General features: G+C 39.2%; 18 protein-coding genes. 6 read left to right on the top strand and 12 right to left on the bottom strand.

Going from position 1 to position 18,093, the window contains the following annotated elements:
• Nucleotides 1–4: 4 nt before the first annotated feature.
• Together ACLCDV_RS19975 and ACLCDV_RS19970 are read right to left on the bottom strand one after the other, a co-directional pair.
• A complete protein-coding gene (locus ACLCDV_RS19975) occupies nt 5–736 on the bottom strand; it encodes a YggS family pyridoxal phosphate-dependent enzyme (RefSeq protein ID WP_333574432.1) in 732 nt (243 codons plus the stop codon).
• Nucleotides 729–1,271 carry a GNAT family N-acetyltransferase gene (locus ACLCDV_RS19970; protein WP_411972067.1) on the bottom strand — a complete coding sequence of 181 codons (543 nt, stop codon included), beginning with the start codon at nt 1,269–1,271 and terminating at the stop codon, nt 729–731. The genes ACLCDV_RS19975 and ACLCDV_RS19970 overlap by 8 nt, the downstream gene beginning before the upstream one ends.
• Nucleotides 1,272–1,501: 230 nt before the next feature.
• Here ACLCDV_RS19970 and ACLCDV_RS19965 point away from each other — a divergent pair, with 230 nt between their 5' ends.
• Complete coding sequence (locus ACLCDV_RS19965) at nt 1,502–1,996, top strand: GNAT family N-acetyltransferase (protein ID WP_333574434.1); 495 nt, start codon at nt 1,502–1,504, stop codon at nt 1,994–1,996.
• Nucleotides 1,997–2,099: 103 nt separating this feature from the next.
• On the opposite strand, the gene ACLCDV_RS19960 is transcribed toward ACLCDV_RS19965, so the two are convergent.
• Complete coding sequence (locus tag ACLCDV_RS19960; protein ID WP_317664577.1) at nt 2,100–3,914, bottom strand: mechanosensitive ion channel family protein; 1,815 nt, start codon at nt 3,912–3,914, stop codon at nt 2,100–2,102.
• A 271-nt stretch (nt 3,915–4,185) separates the two neighbouring features.
• Between ACLCDV_RS19960 and ACLCDV_RS19955 the strand changes: the two genes are divergently transcribed.
• On the top strand, nt 4,186–6,654 hold the full coding sequence (locus ACLCDV_RS19955; RefSeq protein WP_411973954.1) for a glutaminase domain-containing protein: 2,469 nt from the start codon (nt 4,186–4,188) through the stop codon (nt 6,652–6,654).
• A 95-nt stretch (nt 6,655–6,749) separates the two neighbouring features.
• Here the strand turns inward: ACLCDV_RS19955 and ACLCDV_RS19950 are convergent, their stop codons facing one another.
• The 3 genes from ACLCDV_RS19950 to ACLCDV_RS19940 all read right to left on the bottom strand — a co-directional run bounded on the left by ACLCDV_RS19950 (nt 6,750) and on the right by ACLCDV_RS19940 (nt 10,405).
• The gene (locus ACLCDV_RS19950; protein WP_411972066.1) at nt 6,750–7,247 is read right to left on the bottom strand and encodes a DUF1062 domain-containing protein; all 498 of its coding nucleotides are present in this window, start codon (nt 7,245–7,247) and stop codon (nt 6,750–6,752) included.
• A gap of 498 nt (nt 7,248–7,745) precedes the next feature.
• The gene (locus ACLCDV_RS19945) at nt 7,746–9,665 is read right to left on the bottom strand and encodes a sensor histidine kinase (protein ID WP_411972065.1); all 1,920 of its coding nucleotides are present in this window, start codon (nt 9,663–9,665) and stop codon (nt 7,746–7,748) included.
• Nucleotides 9,662–10,405 (bottom strand): LytTR family DNA-binding domain-containing protein, encoded by a 744-nt coding sequence (locus tag ACLCDV_RS19940; RefSeq protein WP_317664582.1) that lies wholly within the window; start codon nt 10,403–10,405, stop codon nt 9,662–9,664. Before ACLCDV_RS19940 ends, ACLCDV_RS19945 begins: the two co-directional genes overlap by 4 nt.
• 187 nt (nt 10,406–10,592) lie before the next feature.
• On the opposite strand from ACLCDV_RS19940, the gene ACLCDV_RS19935 reads away from it, so the two are divergent.
• From ACLCDV_RS19935 to ACLCDV_RS19920, 4 genes are all read left to right on the top strand, one after another.
• On the top strand, nt 10,593–11,246 hold the full coding sequence (locus ACLCDV_RS19935; protein ID WP_317664584.1) for a Pr6Pr family membrane protein: 654 nt from the start codon (nt 10,593–10,595) through the stop codon (nt 11,244–11,246).
• A gap of 73 nt (nt 11,247–11,319) precedes the next feature.
• Nucleotides 11,320–11,841: a hypothetical protein gene (locus ACLCDV_RS19930; protein WP_317664586.1), complete on the top strand. Its 522-nt coding sequence runs from the start codon at nt 11,320–11,322 to the stop codon at nt 11,839–11,841.
• A 148-nt stretch (nt 11,842–11,989) separates the two neighbouring features.
• The gene (locus ACLCDV_RS19925; protein WP_075993825.1) at nt 11,990–12,397 is read left to right on the top strand and encodes a VOC family protein; all 408 of its coding nucleotides are present in this window, start codon (nt 11,990–11,992) and stop codon (nt 12,395–12,397) included.
• A 260-nt stretch (nt 12,398–12,657) separates the two neighbouring features.
• Entirely contained in the window at nt 12,658–12,921 is a 264-nt protein-coding gene (locus tag ACLCDV_RS19920) for a hypothetical protein (RefSeq protein ID WP_317664588.1), read from the top strand.
• Between the two features lie 43 nt (nt 12,922–12,964).
• Here ACLCDV_RS19920 and ACLCDV_RS19915 read toward each other — a convergent pair whose 3' ends face one another.
• From ACLCDV_RS19915 to ACLCDV_RS19890, 6 genes are all read right to left on the bottom strand, one after another.
• Nucleotides 12,965–13,249, bottom strand: coding sequence for a hypothetical protein (locus ACLCDV_RS19915; protein WP_075993823.1), 285 nt, complete (start codon nt 13,247–13,249; stop codon nt 12,965–12,967).
• Complete coding sequence (locus ACLCDV_RS19910; protein ID WP_317664591.1) at nt 13,243–14,010, bottom strand: hypothetical protein; 768 nt, start codon at nt 14,008–14,010, stop codon at nt 13,243–13,245. The genes ACLCDV_RS19915 and ACLCDV_RS19910 overlap by 7 nt, the downstream gene beginning before the upstream one ends.
• A 350-nt stretch (nt 14,011–14,360) precedes the next feature.
• A complete protein-coding gene (locus ACLCDV_RS19905; protein WP_317664593.1) occupies nt 14,361–14,981 on the bottom strand; it encodes an HPP family protein in 621 nt (206 codons plus the stop codon).
• A 299-nt stretch (nt 14,982–15,280) separates the two neighbouring features.
• The gene (locus ACLCDV_RS19900; RefSeq protein ID WP_411972064.1) at nt 15,281–16,444 is read right to left on the bottom strand and encodes a PepSY-associated TM helix domain-containing protein; all 1,164 of its coding nucleotides are present in this window, start codon (nt 16,442–16,444) and stop codon (nt 15,281–15,283) included.
• Between the two features lie 87 nt (nt 16,445–16,531).
• Nucleotides 16,532–17,011, bottom strand: a complete 480-nt coding sequence (locus tag ACLCDV_RS19895; protein WP_411972063.1) for a hypothetical protein — start codon at nt 17,009–17,011, stop codon at nt 16,532–16,534.
• 171 nt (nt 17,012–17,182) lie between these two features.
• Complete coding sequence (locus tag ACLCDV_RS19890) at nt 17,183–17,758, bottom strand: GNAT family N-acetyltransferase (RefSeq protein ID WP_317664599.1); 576 nt, start codon at nt 17,756–17,758, stop codon at nt 17,183–17,185.
• Nucleotides 17,759–18,093 lie beyond the last annotated feature (335 nt).

Below are 18,093 nucleotides of genomic sequence, written 5' to 3'. Positions count from 1 at the left end.
TATGTTATAGGTTCTCATTCCAGTAATAACTATCTGGTGTTGGGCGTTGTCCAAAAATTGCTGTGCCTACCCTGACAATCGTAGCGCCTTCCGCTATCGCTATCTCTAAATCTCCGCTCATGCCCATCGACAATTCTTGCATCGATACACCGGGGATAGCTAGGGCTATAAGCTGTTGTTGAATTTGTTTGAGTAATTTAAAACAGGCACGTACCTGTTCGGCCTCGGCACTCAATATACCGATAGTCATCAGTCCTTTAATCTTTAGTGTGCTTAATGTTGCTATTTGCTGAACCAGGCCGATCACTTCCCCTGGCGCAGCGCCGTACTTGCTCTCTTCGAAGGAAGTATTTACCTGGATGAGCACTTCCATGGTTTTATCTTCTTTTAAAAGTCGCTGATGCAATTTTTCGGCGAGATCTATACGATCGATCGAATGGATGCAGGATACGTTGCATTTGAGCAGATCCTTGATCTTATTGGTTTGAAGATGACCAATAAAATGATTGACATGGGGAACAGCGTTTAAATACTCAAATTTGTCTTTCAGTTCCTGCACTTTATTTTCAGCAATTAAAGTTTGACCAGTTTGTAGTGCGATTTCGATACGTTCGGCAGGTACGGTTTTAGTGGCCAGCAATAATTTTACTTCGCGGGGATCGCGACGGTTTGCTTTGCAGGCTTCGTCTATGCGTTGTTGTATGACCTGTATATTTTCTGCTATAAACTCATGCATGGTGCGGTGGTATTGTTTTTTTCATCATGATATCTATTTGTTTATCCTCACCCAGTTGAAAAATATGCTGGTCGAATGCGACAAAACCATTTTTCTGATAAAAATTGATTGCCCGCAAGTTTTTTTCCCAAACACCAAGCCAGATAAATGAAGCTGCTTTTATTTGGGCTAAGGCTAGTGCTTTTTCAAACAATAACTGCCCCACTTTTCTACCCTGAAATTCCTGTAATACATAGATGCGTTCAATTTCTAATGCCTGGGGGCACTGTTGTTCGGTCTGGGCCTGGCCGGTATTTACTTTTAGGTAGCCAATAACATCATTTTTTAAGACAGCGAAGTAAAATTCAGATTCGTTATCGCAGAGCTCGGACAATAATTTTTCCTTTGAAAAACCTTCGGCCAGATAGGTCTTCATATTTTCTTCGGTGTTCGTGTCTGAAAAGGTCTGAATAAATGTTGCTTTTCCTATTTGCTGCAGCAGGTCAATATCTGTTAGTTTTACCTGTGTGATTGCTATGTCAGTGTGTGTGTTCATTTTTTTTCATTACTTATCGATCCATTTTTTTCGATGTAGGCTTATTTTATATAATTGGCCCCCTTGTTGTAAATGCATTGAAATAGCTATTTCTTAATTTAATTCAAAATTACGGCCAATGGGTGCAAATGAGCTAGTCCAATTTGAATAATGTCGCTGGTCCAGTGTTCATTTATTGCGCTTGCTTAAGTATATTTACGCTGAAAGATAAGCAAAGAAAGGTGCCAGAAATGGAAAAATATGAACTAAGACGTTTAGAAATAGGAGAATGGCAGGAATATAAAAAAATTAGACTGGAGGCCTTATTTTCTACCCCTGAGGTTTTTGGTAGCAACTATCAAAAAGAAGCAGGGTACAGTGATGCAGAATGGATGGCCATGCTGGATAATCCCAAATGTGCGATGTTCGGCTTGTATAACCAGGGAATATTGGTCGGGCTGACTGGTGTTGTATTGGATAGGGCAGATGAGTCAAACGCGATTTTGATCGCTTCTTTCATTCAGGAAAGTCATAGAGGCCAGGGTTTATCCCGTTTGTTTTATGAAGCGCGTATCGCATGGGCACGTGAGCGTGGGTGTGGCCAGATTACGGTATCCCATCGGGTGGGGAACGATGCGTCGAAAGCAGCGAATCAGTCATTTCATTTTAAATACACGCAATCCAGGGATGTCGTTTGGCCTGACGGAGTCGAAGCCGAAGAGCTAATCTATGTTTTACATCTTTAGTAAACAAGCTCACAACGGTGGATGAATTCAACAGAATATGCATACCGGGTCAAAACGCATCATATATTCTTTGCAGTAATCAACTAAAAATTGTGCTTTCAGATCAGTTATTGTACGAGCTGTTGGGCATTTTTGGATTATATTGTTGTACATGGTCAACTTTAGCAAATATGTGCGGGCCATTCATTTCAATTCCTGCAGCTAGAAAGTCATCTAAGATCGATTGAAAAATTTCAGACTTTGCCAGTTCAATTTCCGCTGATTTAGCAATGTACACATTCAGTTCATAGAGGACATAGAAATCGTCTAATTTTTTTTGTAAGACGAATGGCGCGGGGTTAAGGTTGACTCTTTTTATTCGGGGTGGAATGTTCAGTAACAATTCGTGTATACGTTGCCAAGGTTCTTCATAACCGACTGTCAATTCCACCTGAAAGCAGATTCCATCTTCTGAGAAGGTAGAATAATTGACGGTATTTCCAGAAAGTACCGACGAATTGGGGATGGTAATTTCTTCATTTTTTATCGTTCGAAGCCTTGTTACCAGTGGTGATTTTTCGATAACAACGCCTGTTTTGTCGGCGATAGTGATACGGTCTCCGATACGGAAAGGACGCATATAAGTGATCACGAGTCCCGCTATGATATTGGAAATTGCAGAAGATGATCCTAAAGAAAATAGGACACCTATAAATACGGATATTCCTTTAAAGATATCTGAATTTGCACCGGGTAAATACGGGAATATGAGCACCAGTGTGAAGGCTTGGAGCAGAAAGCGAACAATAGTAAAGGTAGGCATGGCAAAATCGCGATGGAAGCCATTAATTTCCAATTTGCCTTTGTCAATTTCGCTAAAAATATACTTTATGAATCGAACGGCATAACGCATGACAACGAGTATGACAAATACGGTAATCAGATTGGGGATATAATCCCAAATGGCCAAAACTGCGGTCTTCAGGGGTTTTGTGAAAAGTCCAATAAGATTGGATGCCCAACTCTGTGTAAATGGAAAAACACTGAAGACAATCGGCAGCATGATAAAGGCAATGAGGACGATCAGGCCCCAGCGTAAGATATTTATTGCATGAATAAACATCCGTGTTTTTTGTACCGAAGTGACAAGGACATAATTTTTGATCTTAATGTCTTTTATCCGCTGTGTTCTTTCCTTCAAAATTCGTTGCGTACCATATTTTTTCAACTTGTTTATCAGTAGAACCAATATCGAAAAGACAAGGAGAATGAGCAATACAAGTCCAATACGGGTAAGAAGTTTTGTAATGCTGTTATCTGCACGTTCCGTTGTGATTGAATCCTGAATTCTTTTTAGGTAGTTTGCCGCAATCTCTTCTTTGCTTTTTCCTTCAAGTAGTGCGTCGAGTTCAGTGACGGAAGTTATGACGAGATCTTTATATACGATGTCGGCACTGATTTCGTTGTTTTCGATTTTAAACGAATCTACTTTCACAAAATCATCTTCGTATAGATTATGGATTCTGCTGACCACATTGTAAGCACGATCTTTGGCCAATGATGATCCAAGTTTATTATAGATATAGAATAGCGTATTCTGAAATGGCGCGACCGCATATCTTTTGGTGTTTTTTTTGATGGAGTCTACTTTAACTTTCAGCTGCTGCTTCCGAAGGTTATTTTCTTCGTCAAACTCATTCAGCTGCTGTTTTAAATTTTCCTTTTTGGGGCTATTTTGACTTTTAAGATCGGCAATTTCATGCTGAAGTTTTACCCGTTCAAGAGAATCATTAATTTGCTGTTGTCTAATTCCGTTCAGTAAGGAACTCAGATCCAATTCTTTTTTATTGACCGAATCTGTTTCTTGTGCATAAAGCTGTGTGCTCGCTGAAAAAAGACAAGATATGGTCATTAAGAAATAAACGTAAATACTTCTCATTGTGTTGTTGGTAAAATTGAATGCCGATGTTTATTAGGTCATTTTGCACATAACGATCGGACGGGTTCTCAAAGATAATAATTATCTTGATTAGATGGCAGCATGTCAAATATGATATAAATTGAAGGTAAAATGATACGATGCGACAGCTGAATTTAAATTATTCCAACTTTCTTTGTTAAAACGATTGGGCATAAGTCCAATGCGGAAAACTATGTAGCTAATTTATCCAAAAAATATGATTAAACCTTTTCAAAAATCTATTCATGCAATGAACAAACTTGGGAAGATAGGTCTCTGTGTTATTGTGGCCTGTGTTTCCACTGTTTTAGATGGACACGGCCAAGAACGTAAAGCTCCGGCTTATCCATTGATTACGCACAACCCCAATTTTAGTATATGGTCCATGACGGATCAGCTTCATGCGTCGACAACGAAACACTGGACAGACGCTGATCACTCGCTGTTGGGCTTAATTGATGTTGATGGTAATATTTATCGTTTTCTTGGCAAAGAAGAGCCTAGTTATGCGGTTATTCTACCGACTTCGGAAGATAAATCTTATACGGTACAATATACTGAATCAAAACCTCAAGGCAGCTGGGAGTCTTCCGCTTATAATACGAATACGTGGAAATCAGGACTTGCACCCATCGGTGATGATGCGCAACAGGTAAAGACGCTTTGGAAATCGGACGATATCTGGGTGAGACGTGAGTTTTCCGTAACGGATCCGAAGGGCATCAATGAGCTGTTTTTAAAACTCAATCATGATGATAATATAGACGTATTTTTGAATGGGAAGAAGGTTTACGAAAAGGTAGGTTGGACTAACAGCTTTCAATATTTACCGATTGACAAGGCGAATTTGAAGGCCGGGCAAAATCATATTGCCATCCATTTGAAGAATAGTGCTGGCGGTCGTTACCTGGATTTTGGCTTGGTCGACAGGCTTAAAGAGCGTGGACCGAAAATTCAGGAAGCCTTGCAAAAAGATGTGGAAATAACAGCGACGCGTACGGTCTATAATTTTCAGGCAGGTAAGGTGGATCTGAAACTAAGCTTTACGTCGCCTTTGCTTATGGATGATCTGAATTTATTGGCTCGACCGGTAAGCTATATCACGTATAACGTAAAAGCAAACGATGGCAAGCAACATGCTATTAAAGTTTTTCTAAGTGCATCCACAAATATTGCGGTGTATAAGCCTTCACAGGAAGTAACCGCCGATAAATATGAAACGGCAAAATTGTCGGTACTAAAAGCGGGAACGGTCGAACAGCCTATTTTGCAGAAAGGTGCCGATGATATGCGGATAGACTGGGGGTATTTTTATGTTGCTTCACCAAAGCGGGATAAAACGCAACAGTTTATTAGTCCGAGGGGCGGAGCCGTCGACGCCTTTAGAAAGGGAACAACGACCGCTGCAAAAACTGTTAAGGGTACCTCACTTGCGCTGAACACGGTCATTCCATTTGGCAATGTGGGTGCGAAAGCGGAGGAGCGTTTTGTTGAGGTAGGATACGATGAAATTTATGCGATTCAGTATTTCAAAAATAACCTGCGACCATGGTGGAACAATTCTGGTAAAGAAACAATGGAAAATCAGCTGACTTTGGCTGCAGATGAGTATCGTAATGTGCTCGATAAGTGCGTAGCATTCGACAAAGCTGTATATGCAGATGCATTAAAATCGGGTGGAAAAGAATATGCACATCTTAGTGTGCTAGCTTATCGCCAAAGTATAGCAGCACATACCTTGGTGAAAAGTCCACAAAATGAACTGCTATGGCTTTCCAAAGAAAATAATAGTGGTGGTTTTATCAATACGGTGGATGTCACTTATCCTTCAGCACCATTGTATTTGATCTATAATCCGGAGCTGTTGAAAGGGATGTTAACTGGAATATTTTATTTTAGCGAAAGCGGTAAATACCCCTATCCTTGGGCGGCTCACGATTTGGGTACGTATCCATTGGCCAATGGTCAAACCTATGGCGAGCCTATGCCTGTGGAGGAATCGGGCAATATGATTATTTTAACTGCGGCAATCGCTAAAGTGCAAGGGAATGGGGACTATGCGAGGAAGCATTGGAAAACATTGACAACTTGGGTAGATTATCTCGTTAAAGATGGCTTTGACCCTAAAACGCAGCTCTGTACAGACGATTTTGCTGGTCATCTTGCACGAAATGCCAATTTATCTGTTAAAGCTATTGTGGGTATTGCCTGTTATGCGCAGCTAGCGGAGGCCATTGGTGAAACTGCAATCGCAAAAAAATACCGTGCAATTGCGGAGGAAATGGTTCCGAAATGGATGGAAATGGCAGATGCGGGCGACCATTACGCGCTGACATTTGACGATAAAAATACCTGGAGTCAAAAATATAATTTGATCTGGGACAAAGTGTTGGGATTGAATCTGTTTCCGCAAAAAGTGTATGATACGGAAATTAAGTATTACCTGACCAAGCAAAATAGATTCGGCATACCATTGGATAGCCGTAAGGCCTACACCAAAAATGACTGGATTCTTTGGACAGCATCATTTGCTCCGTCAAAAGAAGCATTTGAAGCTTTGGTGAAACCAGTCTATAATCATGCGATTCAAACGGAATCCCGTGTCCCATTAAATGATTTTTATGATTCGACTACGGGGATCCGTGAAAACTTTAAGGCGCGTAGTGTTGTTGGAGGTTTTTACATGAAACTTTTAGCGGATATAATGAAACAAAAATAAATAATGTCAATGAGCAGGGGGAGAACCTGAAATGAAATTTAGTTTGTGTTTAGTTAATAAGACGGCGGGCAATTATAGGATTGCTCGCCGTTTGTTTATCGGGTTATGCGTTTCAATGCTTCGCATGATATTTTCACAATATCCTCATGTTTGATGCGATGTTTTTTTTCTAGAAATTTTCCATGTACAGTAATTGCCTGCATAGTGATGAATCGGTCAAGCTGCCTGGATGATAGTTTTAAACAGTTACGAATGACGGTGGCTAGTTTGAGCTGAAAGCTGAATGCATAGACGACTTTGAAGGATAAGGTGTCTTCGTTTGTGCTGTGCAAATTTTCCATGAACCGCTGTTCATACTGTATTTCATATTTGATGGTATCGAAATCTGCTTCAACATTGTTCTTTTTTCTGATTTCTGTTGAAAAAGCGTATTGCCATGCTAGCTCCCTGTTGTTTTCCTGAAATCTATGAAACAGTTCCTTATTGATGGATTCGGGGCTGGCACGGGAAATAATGGTCATATTGTAGGTGTTATCACATTTGATACATCTATAAATCAACCAAACGTCGATATTTTTTTTCTGTGCATTCATTCTGAACTTTTCACTGCAGTAGAACCTATCACTATCGCAATGGCTGCAGGATCTTTTGAGAAGGGGAGTGTTGTGTGCTTTGATCTCCCAGATATATTCTTTTCGCATGAGTTGTAGTCGCGCTTAATATTCTTTATTTGATTTTTGATATTATCGACGATATTGGAAAGGATGGGATACGGTATTTTAAATACTGAAATAGCATAAAATACTCTCCTGAGCTAACAATACCGAGAATAATAGGGTGAAATGAAAACCTGTTCGGATAGGAGTTACCCGAATAAAAGAATAATTAGCCTGTGGTTTGTGAGGCTAAATTATGCGACTATAAATTTGAAAATTGTGTTCAAAACGCTATTTCGTTGGTTTATAAACGAATTTAATTAATTTAATTGATTTTCCATGGATAACGAATGAAATTGCGCTACAATTTATATCCTATCCTGATATTAGATGACAAGTTGAATGCGCTGCAGTTTGTTTAAATAATATAAATCGTTAATAGGTAATTGGAATAAGAAGTGTGACCGTAGTGCCAGCAATGGGGTCTTTGGTGGTCTGAACACTCGCTTTTTTTCCTAACAATTGCATACGTTCACGACTGATTGTTCCAGAGAGTGAACGATGTGTAATTTCAGGAATGTCTGGATTGACTTTACCGCTATCTTTAATCGTCACCCTTAGGATATCTGCAGATAACGCAAACTGGATGTCAATACTACCATCGCCCGTTTCGAGGTTTATACCGTGCAGAATTGCATTTTCAACATAGGGTTGTATCAGCATTGGTGGTAGCATGACTGCACTTAAATCTTGATCTTCAGGTTGTGTGATGTGGTAATGAAAAGCATCTTCAAAACGCATTTGCTGTAAGATCAAATAGTTTTCTAGGGTTTCAAGTTCCTCATTTAATGGAACGAGGTTTTCACGGCTTAATTCGAGATTGCTACGTAATAGTCGACTGAAACGGTGCAAATATTTGATGGCATTTTCTTTTTTATCCAGGCGCATGAAGCTCTGTACTGCGGAAAGGGTATTGAAAATAAAGTGCGGTTCCATCTGTGTGCGCAACAACTGCTGCTGCAATAAAACCTTTTCTTTCTCTTGCCTGGAGCGTCGCTGGCGAAAACTGTAATATAGGAAGAAAAGTATGATGATCAATAAAATAACCGCCAGGGAGGAAATGATCAGTCCTAAACGATTTTTTTGTAGCTGAAGTTTATTGATCTTGATATTTTCGTTCAGTATACGAATAGACTGATCTTTCGCCTGGAGTTGATATAGGGCATTCATTTCTGCGATCGCTTGTGTATTCTCCGATTGGTAAATGCCCCTTTGTAATTGCACAAGGTGATTTAGTACGTCTATAGCTGCTTTATCTTTTCCTTGCAGGCGATAGACGGCTGCGAGACTGTTTTGAAATGTAATTTCGTTGTTGGGAAAGATTAATTTGGGAAACTGCGCTTTAAGTTTGCTGGCTTTTTGGATGAATTTTTCTCCCAATGCCGGTTTATTTAATGAAACATAGATTGCGGCTACATTACTGTAATCTACAAATAAATTGTTCATCAGTATAGAGGATGCTGTCTGTTGGTGCAAACGTTCATCTATTGCTATTTTTAGCAATTCATAATGTAAAATGGAATCCGGTTTCTTAGCCGTTTCATAGTATTGGATCTTCGAATCGTAAAGAAAACTAATGTTGTATTTGTCTGGATTTTTAGCGTGTAATTCTTCGAGTTGATTAAGGAAGGGGGAAATATCTTCTGCTGGCCTTTGTAAGGTGTTCAGCGTCTGTATCATTTGTACCAATACGCGTTGCCGGTTAATATGTCCTTCTGGCAGTGAATCAATTAGCGGGAGTACCGAACGATTCATTTTTTCTGCAAGGTTATATTGGAAGGAGCTCAAGTTATTTTGGGCAGCGGACAATAATATTGCTGATTTTGCTTCGGTTGACAGTCCTGCAGCGGTATCCGACAAAACAATCGTGGCGGCTTTGTTATAATAATAGCCCGCTTCGCGTTGTTTTGCTTCTATGCTACGGATGTTTCCTATGCCATTGTAAATAAGTGCTTTGTATTTTGCGTTTCCAGTGGTGGGTTCAATGAGTTCAAGCGCCTGTTGAACAAAAAAAAGAGCCGAATCTTGACCGCTCATAGCATAGAGTCGTGCCAGGTAATATTTTACACGGGCAGCGAGTACCGTGTCTTTTTTTACGGTGGAATTTTGGTCTAACGTTAACCAGGCCTGTTTGATGGAATCTCCATTTGCTGCAGTTAATTTTTGGTCTTCGAGCGTTTTAATCTGTGCAGCAATAGCATCATGGTCGGGCAATAATCCGTCTTTCTTTCGAGCGCAAGCGATAAAAAACAAAGGCAGTAGTAGCCAAGTGAAAATGCGGTTCAGTGCGCTCATTTTTCTGGGAAAAGCTGATTTAAGATCGAATTTTTTCTGCGTGATGAAATTGGAATTTCCTCTTTGTTCTTTAAGACAATATACTCGGAACGATTGACACCAGAAATATGTGACCTGTTGACAAGATACGATTGATGGGTGCGTAAGAAATAAGGCTGTGGCAATAATTCTTCATAATATTTGAGGGGTTTAGAGATTAACTCTTTGGTACCATCATTTAAAAAGAAAAAAGTATAGGGACCGTCTCCTTTGCAGTACACGATGTTGTGAACAGGGACGATACGTACATGCTGTATGGAAGACAAAGCAATGCTTTCGGGAAGTTCGCTGGCATGTAAAGCTTCTTGTGCCATTGATAAACGTTGCATCCATTGGGGATTGTTTTCGCTTTTACGCCGGTAACGTTCTAAGGCTTCGTTTAGTTCGGTTTGATCGACCGGTTTCAAGAGATAATCCAAAGCACCGTATTTGATGGCTTTGATTGCAAAATGATTGTAGGCCGTAATGAAAATAATATTCTGTGGAATAACGGTTAGCTTTTTTAGGATGTCAAATGCTGTACCATCACGGAGCTGAATATCCATGAGTATAACGTCTGGTTGTTTCTCTTCAATCAATTTTACAGCATTTGTCACCGTATCGCTCCAGCCAACAAGTTCAACGTCAGTTTCCTGTTGGACCAAATAGCTGATTTCTTTGCGTACGGCGGGTTCATCCTCGATAATGGCTACTCTAATCATTTATCAATACTTTATAGTCTATAAAAATAATAATTGTAAGTAAGGAAACTGAATCCATTTACAATTCGTTGCAATTATTTACAATCTGGATTCCAGGTTCGGGTGGGGGTGCATTGGATTTGATCATTTAAAATTCCAAATAGCAGTTGAAATTTTTATATTTAGTATTGTATAGACCACTCGTAATATGGAAGCTCAAAAGTCATTAAAATCTGTTTTTGCTGGTAGCATTGGTTTGATTACCTTGTTTGCAGTCGTTGGGCAGTTTGTATTGAGTGCTCTTGTCTCAAAGCTCGGTCGCGTGGACTATATAGTTCAGTTTTTTAGTTATTTTACAATTCTGAGTAATGTAATGGTTCTGCTATGCTGTTTTTTTTCAGTTTGCTGGTCAAAAAGTCGAATGGGCTTATTTTTTACTAAACCCGAAACAATTACTGCCGTAACATTATACATTCTTATTGTCGGCATTATCTATAATACCCTACTCCGCTTTCTGTCGCATCCACAGGGTTTGTCAATGGTGGTTGACGAGTTATTACATGTGTTCACTCCTTTGAGTTTTTTCCTTTTTTGGTGGCGTTTTTTGTGCAAGGAAACAATCCGTTGGAGTCATCTTTTTTATTGGTTAATCTTCCCATTAGCCTATCTTTTTTATACGTTGTGGCATGGTTCGTTTTCTGGATTTTATCCGTATCCTTTTGTCAATGTTTCCGAATTGGGGATGGACAGGGTTATTTTGAACAGCTTTGGAGTAACCTTGGTTTTTGTCGTCATTGGTGCATTATTGATTGTTTTGGGCAAATGGCAAAACAGACAGCGTTCTCAACGGATTAAAAAATAAGAAAACTCAAAGCTTGTCGATGTTGTTATATGACTAGAACAGCGTTCTATTTTTTACTTTAATTGAATTGAAAATGGTTATACGATTTTTTGTCTGTGTCTCTTTGGTATTATGTGCGATATGTTGTTTTGGTCAAGTTGATGTTGATAAAATGCGAGCCGAGTACGCTACTGCTGTTAAAAACAAGAAACTCTGTGAAGCGAATCTGAAACTACTGGAAAGAGCTGCCAATTCAGCAACGGAGAAGGGATACCTCGCTGCTTATGAAATATTATGGGCGAAACATATGGGCAATCCGTTTACAAAATTAGGTCAATTCAAGAAAGGGAAAAAGCTTCTGGAGGAAATGATCATGAAATATCCCGATAATATCGATTTACGTTTTATTCGTTGGAGTGTGCAGACACATGCGCCCTCTTTTTTAAGCTATAGTAAAGATCGATTGCGGGACAAGGAATATTTGGTGCGCAATTTATATAAATTGCCCAATCCAAAGGGGCGAGAGGTGATCTATACGTATTTAAAAGAAGCAAATAGTTATCTTAAAGGCGAGCATGTCTTTTCACAGGCCGAATTGAATGAGCTCGCTAAGTAACAAGCGATCCATATAATGAGCTATCCATATAAGGTATGGTCATTCCGTTGCTTGTTCATTGATGCTGCATAAAAATCTTCGCATAGGTCAAGTTTTTTTTGGATGAAAATTTTCAACTTTGCATGATCAATAGCAATTAAACTTTAAAATGATGAAACAGATATTTATTAATCTCGTCGTAGCCGATGTGAATAAGTCAATGGATTTTTATACACAATTGGGCTTTACGAATAATCCTCAGTTTTCCGACGAACAAGGCAAATGTATGGTTTGGAGTGAGCATATTTTTGTGATGCTTTTATCTCCGGATAAATTTAAAACATTTACAGAAAAACCGCTTGCAGATACAAAAAAACAGATTGCAGCACTACTTTCACTTTCTGTTTCTGGTTTGGATCGTGTGAACGAAATTGTTGATAATGGATTGAAAGCCGGAGGCATTGAACCAACGCCAATGAAAGACTACGGTTTTATGCAACAGCGAAGTATTGAAGATTTTGACGGTCATACCTGGGAGATATTTTATATGGATATGAGCAAATTTCCAGCGGCATAGAGATCATATCGGAATAATCGGTTATCGTAAAGTCCCTTGCAGTCATGTAAGGGACTTTTTCTTTTGTTGTTAAAGTAGCGAAGTAGCTGTATGCCGATGATTGCTGCTGCCGATTTTTTTTAGCGTTGCCACGAATATTAAACCATCGGATGCGAATTATAGTTGTGCCTTGCGAAAAGCTGGGCTAGGGATTACATTTGACAACATATCCGTTTGCTGTTTAGATAAACGGATGGCTAACAAATCATAAAACTTGACACATGTTTAAAAATAAAAAGCTCAGCAAAAATCCGCTTCATTATGTTTATGCGATGATATGGTTGGTGTTATTTGGTTCCATCGCTTACTACGTTTATTCGGGAGCAGCATTTAAACCGGAGAATGGTAAAATTCACCTCGTAGCTATACTTATTGCATGGGTGGTGGAGTATCTGGGGCTTACAATTACAAGTCTACTCTTCTTATTGTATGGAATCTATCGGGCCATGATAACCGTTTTAGCGGATGTGAAGGATAATTTGTAAAAGAGCGTTTTTGGCTTACTAGTCAAAAACGCTCCTGTATAAGCTATGAAATAGCGGTATCCAATAGGTCATAGAGACTTTTGATCAAGGCCCGTATTTGGCTGCCATGCCGATCGGAAAATGAAAACTCATCTGCAAATCGGTTTGCTCCTCTCAAAAACTCCCGAAGCTGTTGTACATCCGCTGTAGTTGATGTGCCTGAAAATTTATTCTCATAAAGAAGAACATAGTCTAAAAACGGTTGAGCTGACTGATTGAGTGAAACTTCCTGTTGCAATAGCGTCAGAAGTTGCAGATAATGCGCTTTGATGTATTCAATAGTTACCATGGTAAAGGAATTTCTTGTACTAGTTGTTTAAAGGCATCATCTCTGACAGCTGCAGGGATAAATAGCTGAATTGCTTTGCCAGGCAGATGGGGGTTGATTATACCTGCGGCAATGGGTTGTCTTGCGGTGGTCCCCTGCCATACTTTTAGTGTTTTGGCTTGTGGCACTTCATAGCGGTAGAATTTACTGAAGTTGTTCCATGCCGGTTGAACGGCAGTACTGCCGATTACGTCGCCAACGGATTTTGGAATCTCTTTGGTCCAGTAGCCGCCAGCAGGATTTCCGCCAGTGACACGATATATTTTGGTGCCTGCGGGTAGTTCTGTCGCTGTAGCGTCCACAAAGTTGGCTGCTTCAACAGCAGGTAAATCTAAATCGGGGTTATTCCATGGGCTGTTCTTTCCATTGGCTAAGCCATTCGGTACATAATCAGATTTTTCTATTCCAGGGATATTGTTCCAGTCTTCAATATATACTCTTTGATGATAAATACTTTGTGCTGTTTCTAGGTTTTTCAGCAGAGCAGCCTTATCCTTGGACTTAGAAAATGCCTCTTTGAGTTTGGTTTGGTCCAAACCTTTTGCTATCCAATTGTTTAATTTGGCTTTGGTGCCTGTTCCTAAAGATTTTTCGAGGTCGTCCATCCAACTGGTCGAATTTTCAATATCATCGATTGGATCCTTATCCGAGGAACAATTAACGACAAGTTGACTTGTGAAGATTAACAGAATCAACAGTACTGTTTGCGTAAATCTGGTCATGATTGGTTGACGTTGTTAGTATATAATTAAATGTAATTAATAAAGTAGTTAACGTGTTTTTTAAATAATGGTTTTAATTTAAGTGGTTATTTGTTAAATAATTGTTCTTATAGAAATACTTTTGTGTATTAATATGTGTTTTATCGGTGAAATTAGGTAATTGTTAAAATTTATGCAAATTAATTTTGAGAATTTACTTAATTTAAAGGAAAAGTAATTTTATAGATTATAGTGGTTTGCTATTCTCAAAATAGATCATTCTAGCTTCTTCTTTGGCGAATTTTGCTTGGGTATGAATCAAGTACCCATTCTATCCGATAGATTTGGATAGAATGAGGGATTCCAGCACGTTATAAGTGTGACGGGCTTTTGGTGCTATTAAAACGCGCCTTTAAATGCTGTCTTCTTGAACGGCGCAGACGTGATTTTTTAACAGGATAATGTCTATTTTTGGTGATATTGTTAAAGATTAAGGCCACCAGGAATAAAATGATACAGCCAGATAGCACAGGGCTTAATACGTACCAATATCCCATAGCTGAAATTTTTGTCCCGCTGCTAACGGCAATGAGTGCTGTTGCACCACCGGGAGGATGTAAAGTTCGGGTATATTGCATACAAACGATCGACAAGGCTACAGCAAATGGCGCAGTCAGCCAGATAATGTCGGGAAGGAGCTGCGCGACTGTAACCCCCGCAATAGCAGAGACAACATGCCCGCCGATAAGGTTGCGGGGTTGTGCAAGTGGACTTTGTATAGCACCATAAACCAAAACCGAGGAAGCGCCGAAAGAACCTATTAAAAAGATATTTTCCAGCGAAGGTAAATGAAGTGATTGGATATAGGCGATAATAAATATCCCAACAAAGGCACCAATAAATGACCAAAAATGTTCCCTGGGATCGACTAACGTTTCTCTATAGATCACATACCTATAGATCCGTAGTTGTCTGTGAAGATGATGTCTCATTTTATTTGCAAATATAGATCGATCAAGGACGCTAAGCTTTGCAAATATTATCTTGATATTTGTAGAATTTATAACAAGCTATTCCCGTTTTCTATGCTGGATATCAGGATATTTAAGTGAGCAAAGTCCATCGACATGATGCCTAAGGAATGTCCTATTTTTATAGATTCAGGGCAGTTACAAAGCTTTTGACCCTTGTTCAGAGCGAAAAATTAACCGGGCAAAAGTACATTAAAATAATGAAATCTGTCTCTTCTATTGTCGCCTAATTGTGTGTTTGAGAAAAGTAACCATGCATGCTATGCTATGGTTTGAAGTTGAATTGATTTCTTCTTTTGGCTTTTTGACGGTTTCTTCTTCTTTCTTTTGTTTAGCCATATCCATATCCCTGTGATGGGGAGAGACGCCGCTAGTGTAACGGCTAAGCATGCAATAATTTTAGAGGGTAGTCCAAATATCGATCCCATATGGATGGATTTCATCATCCGTTGAACCTGCTGTGCCAATGGTAACTTTGCTAAAGGGTTATTTTTAAGTAACTGTCCGGATTTGCTGTCAAAGAATGCCTGGTTGATCTGTAAAGTTGTATTTGAAAAGTTTTCCTTGGTTAGCGCAAAAGCTAGATCCTTCTTTTCAGGAAATGTGACAATTATATTTCCCGAGGTAGGGTATAGGCGGTTTAGCTGCTGATAGATCGTATCCAGCACAAGGTAATCTGAAAAAGCCAGTTTGTTGGTGTTGCTGATCTTCTCTTTTGTTGATTTTTGGGTTGAACCCAATACTTTATAGAATTGTTTATTGTACCAATCGAAACTCCAGGTCAATCCTGTTAAGGTAAAAATAATTAAAAACAAAGATGCGTAGAAACCGCCGACTGCGTGAAAATCCCAGACCTTTCTTTTGAGAGAGGCTGCCTTTTTCATCGTTACACGTTGTCTGAATATGGATTTATTTTTGGGCCACCAAAGGTAAATACCACTTAGGGCAAGAAAGAGAGCTGCTAGAGCTGAGATTCCTGTTAGGGTACTTCCGATTTTTTCGACGAGAAGAAAACGATGGATATCTAAAGTCTTTTGAAAAAAACGGTCACTCTGCCGACCTTTGGATAATAGTTCTCCAGTATAAGGATTCATATATGCATACCAGTATCCAGTCTTTTTCTGTCCATACTGTATGCGGACACTGCGGGAAGGATCTGCTGGAATTTCGATGCGAAACAACTTTTTGTCCGGAAATATGGCTTCGGCTTTTTGGGAAATATGTGCAAGGGAAAGACGATTGGTTTGTACGGTTACCTTCTGTTCTTTCGGCCATAAAAGTGGGGTAAGCTCTTTTTCAAAACTCAATAACATTCCTGTAACGCAAACAGTAAAAAAGATTACAGCAAATAATAAGCCCAAATAAAGATGGAGTTTTCTAAGTATATTTTTTAGAATATTTTGTTTAGCTCTTTTATTTGTCATAGATGCGCTGTCAATAGGATGAACAGCGCAAAAATACAGTATTATCAGTAATTATTCTAAATAAACGTAAAAAGTTCGATCGTGTCTTTAATCGTCCCAATCTTCATTATCAGCGTAATACTCTTCAGGTCTTCTGTCAATAGGTACGTCCTTGATCACACGGATTGCTGCATTTCCTAAGTTGACATTCATGAGGAAAGAAGGGACATTCACAGAAAAGTTCCATCGACCATTGGTCATATAGACATATCCGCCCCGATAGGGATCATAGAATGTTTTATAATCGCTAAAGTACACATGATGTCTCATATCGTAGTGATGTGCGCTAGCCCATCTGGGACGGCCATGATCATGTTCATATTCATGTTTCCAGTATTTGCGATCTTGCTTTTCGCGTTCACGGACATATTTATCGTACTCCTTTTCTCGTTTTCTGATATATTTTTCTCGATCTTTGCTGCCATGCCAGCCATGGTCGTCATGTCCTCTGTGTTGTGCTTGTGTTAAAGCTGGCGTTGCCAGAACTAGGCTTAAACAGCCTACCGCAATAGAAAGTAGCTTTTTCATTATTCCCAAATTTTCATAGTTGGTATCTGGAATACAAAATCCTTGCCAATTGATCAATGGTTATTTCTGATCTAATTGGTTATGTCCGCCAAAGCTGCTTGGATTTCTTCTTAAACGGTACTGATTAGCGGGATAAGGCCTGAATGGCGATAAATAAGATAAACACTGTATTTAATCAAGGGAAATGTACATGTGGTAATATTCACCGCCTGCGAAAGGTGTTTTTTTACCAAGCTTAAAACCAATCCTTTCATAGAGCTTTTGCGCATTGGGATTCTTTAGGTCAACGAGCAGACCAACTTGTTTAAAACCATGTTGCTTGGCATGTGTAATCGCATACTGTAAAAGTTGTGTTCCGATACCTTTACCTCGTGCAATGGGAGCAACAGCAATTGAATCGATATAAAATTCGTCACCAGCTGTTTCGGCTTCCGGAATCAAATTATTGTTGTACTGCTCCTTCATGTGATCCAAAATAGGCTGTCTTAATTCAACAAACTGATCAGCATCGTAGCCAGTTAAAGAGCCTACAATACGTTCATTATCGTCAATTGCGACAAATGTGTTCTCATAACTATAGAGATTACCTTTTTGCCTAAAAAGCTGGGTTAGAAAAAGTACGGCCTCAGTTGGATCTTCTTTTTGAATAAAACGAAATATAATGTCTCCCATCGCCTGGAGCATAATTTCAGGTACAACATGCGAATCACTCTCTTTGGCTTTTCTAATTTTATTATGTATATCCATGATTTGAAGAATAAAAACGAAGTTAGTAAACTTGATCGACTTTCCTTAGGGGACCTTTGATTGGAGTGTTTTCGAAGAAAATTTACGATAACGAGCGATCTCTTGCTGGAGAGGGGGGAAAGCTGGAACTTTACTGACTGTGTTTGAAATGGCTCAGGATATCGATCCTGGCGAAAACCGATAAAAGTTAATTATATACATTCTTGTTAAAAGAATATATTGTCTACTTTGGGTCGAATATTTGATCAATGTACTTGAATATCGATCGCTTTATATTCCTAAAACATTTCTTGTTATTTTTGAAGTGTGTTGTTGTCGGTTAGGCGAAATCAACA

Origin of the sequence: Sphingobacterium sp. Lzh-3, from assembly GCF_046764375.1 — a bacterium.
Lineage (GTDB): Bacteria > Bacteroidota > Bacteroidia > Sphingobacteriales > Sphingobacteriaceae > Sphingobacterium.
This window is presented reverse-complemented; position numbering and strand designations above follow the sequence as displayed.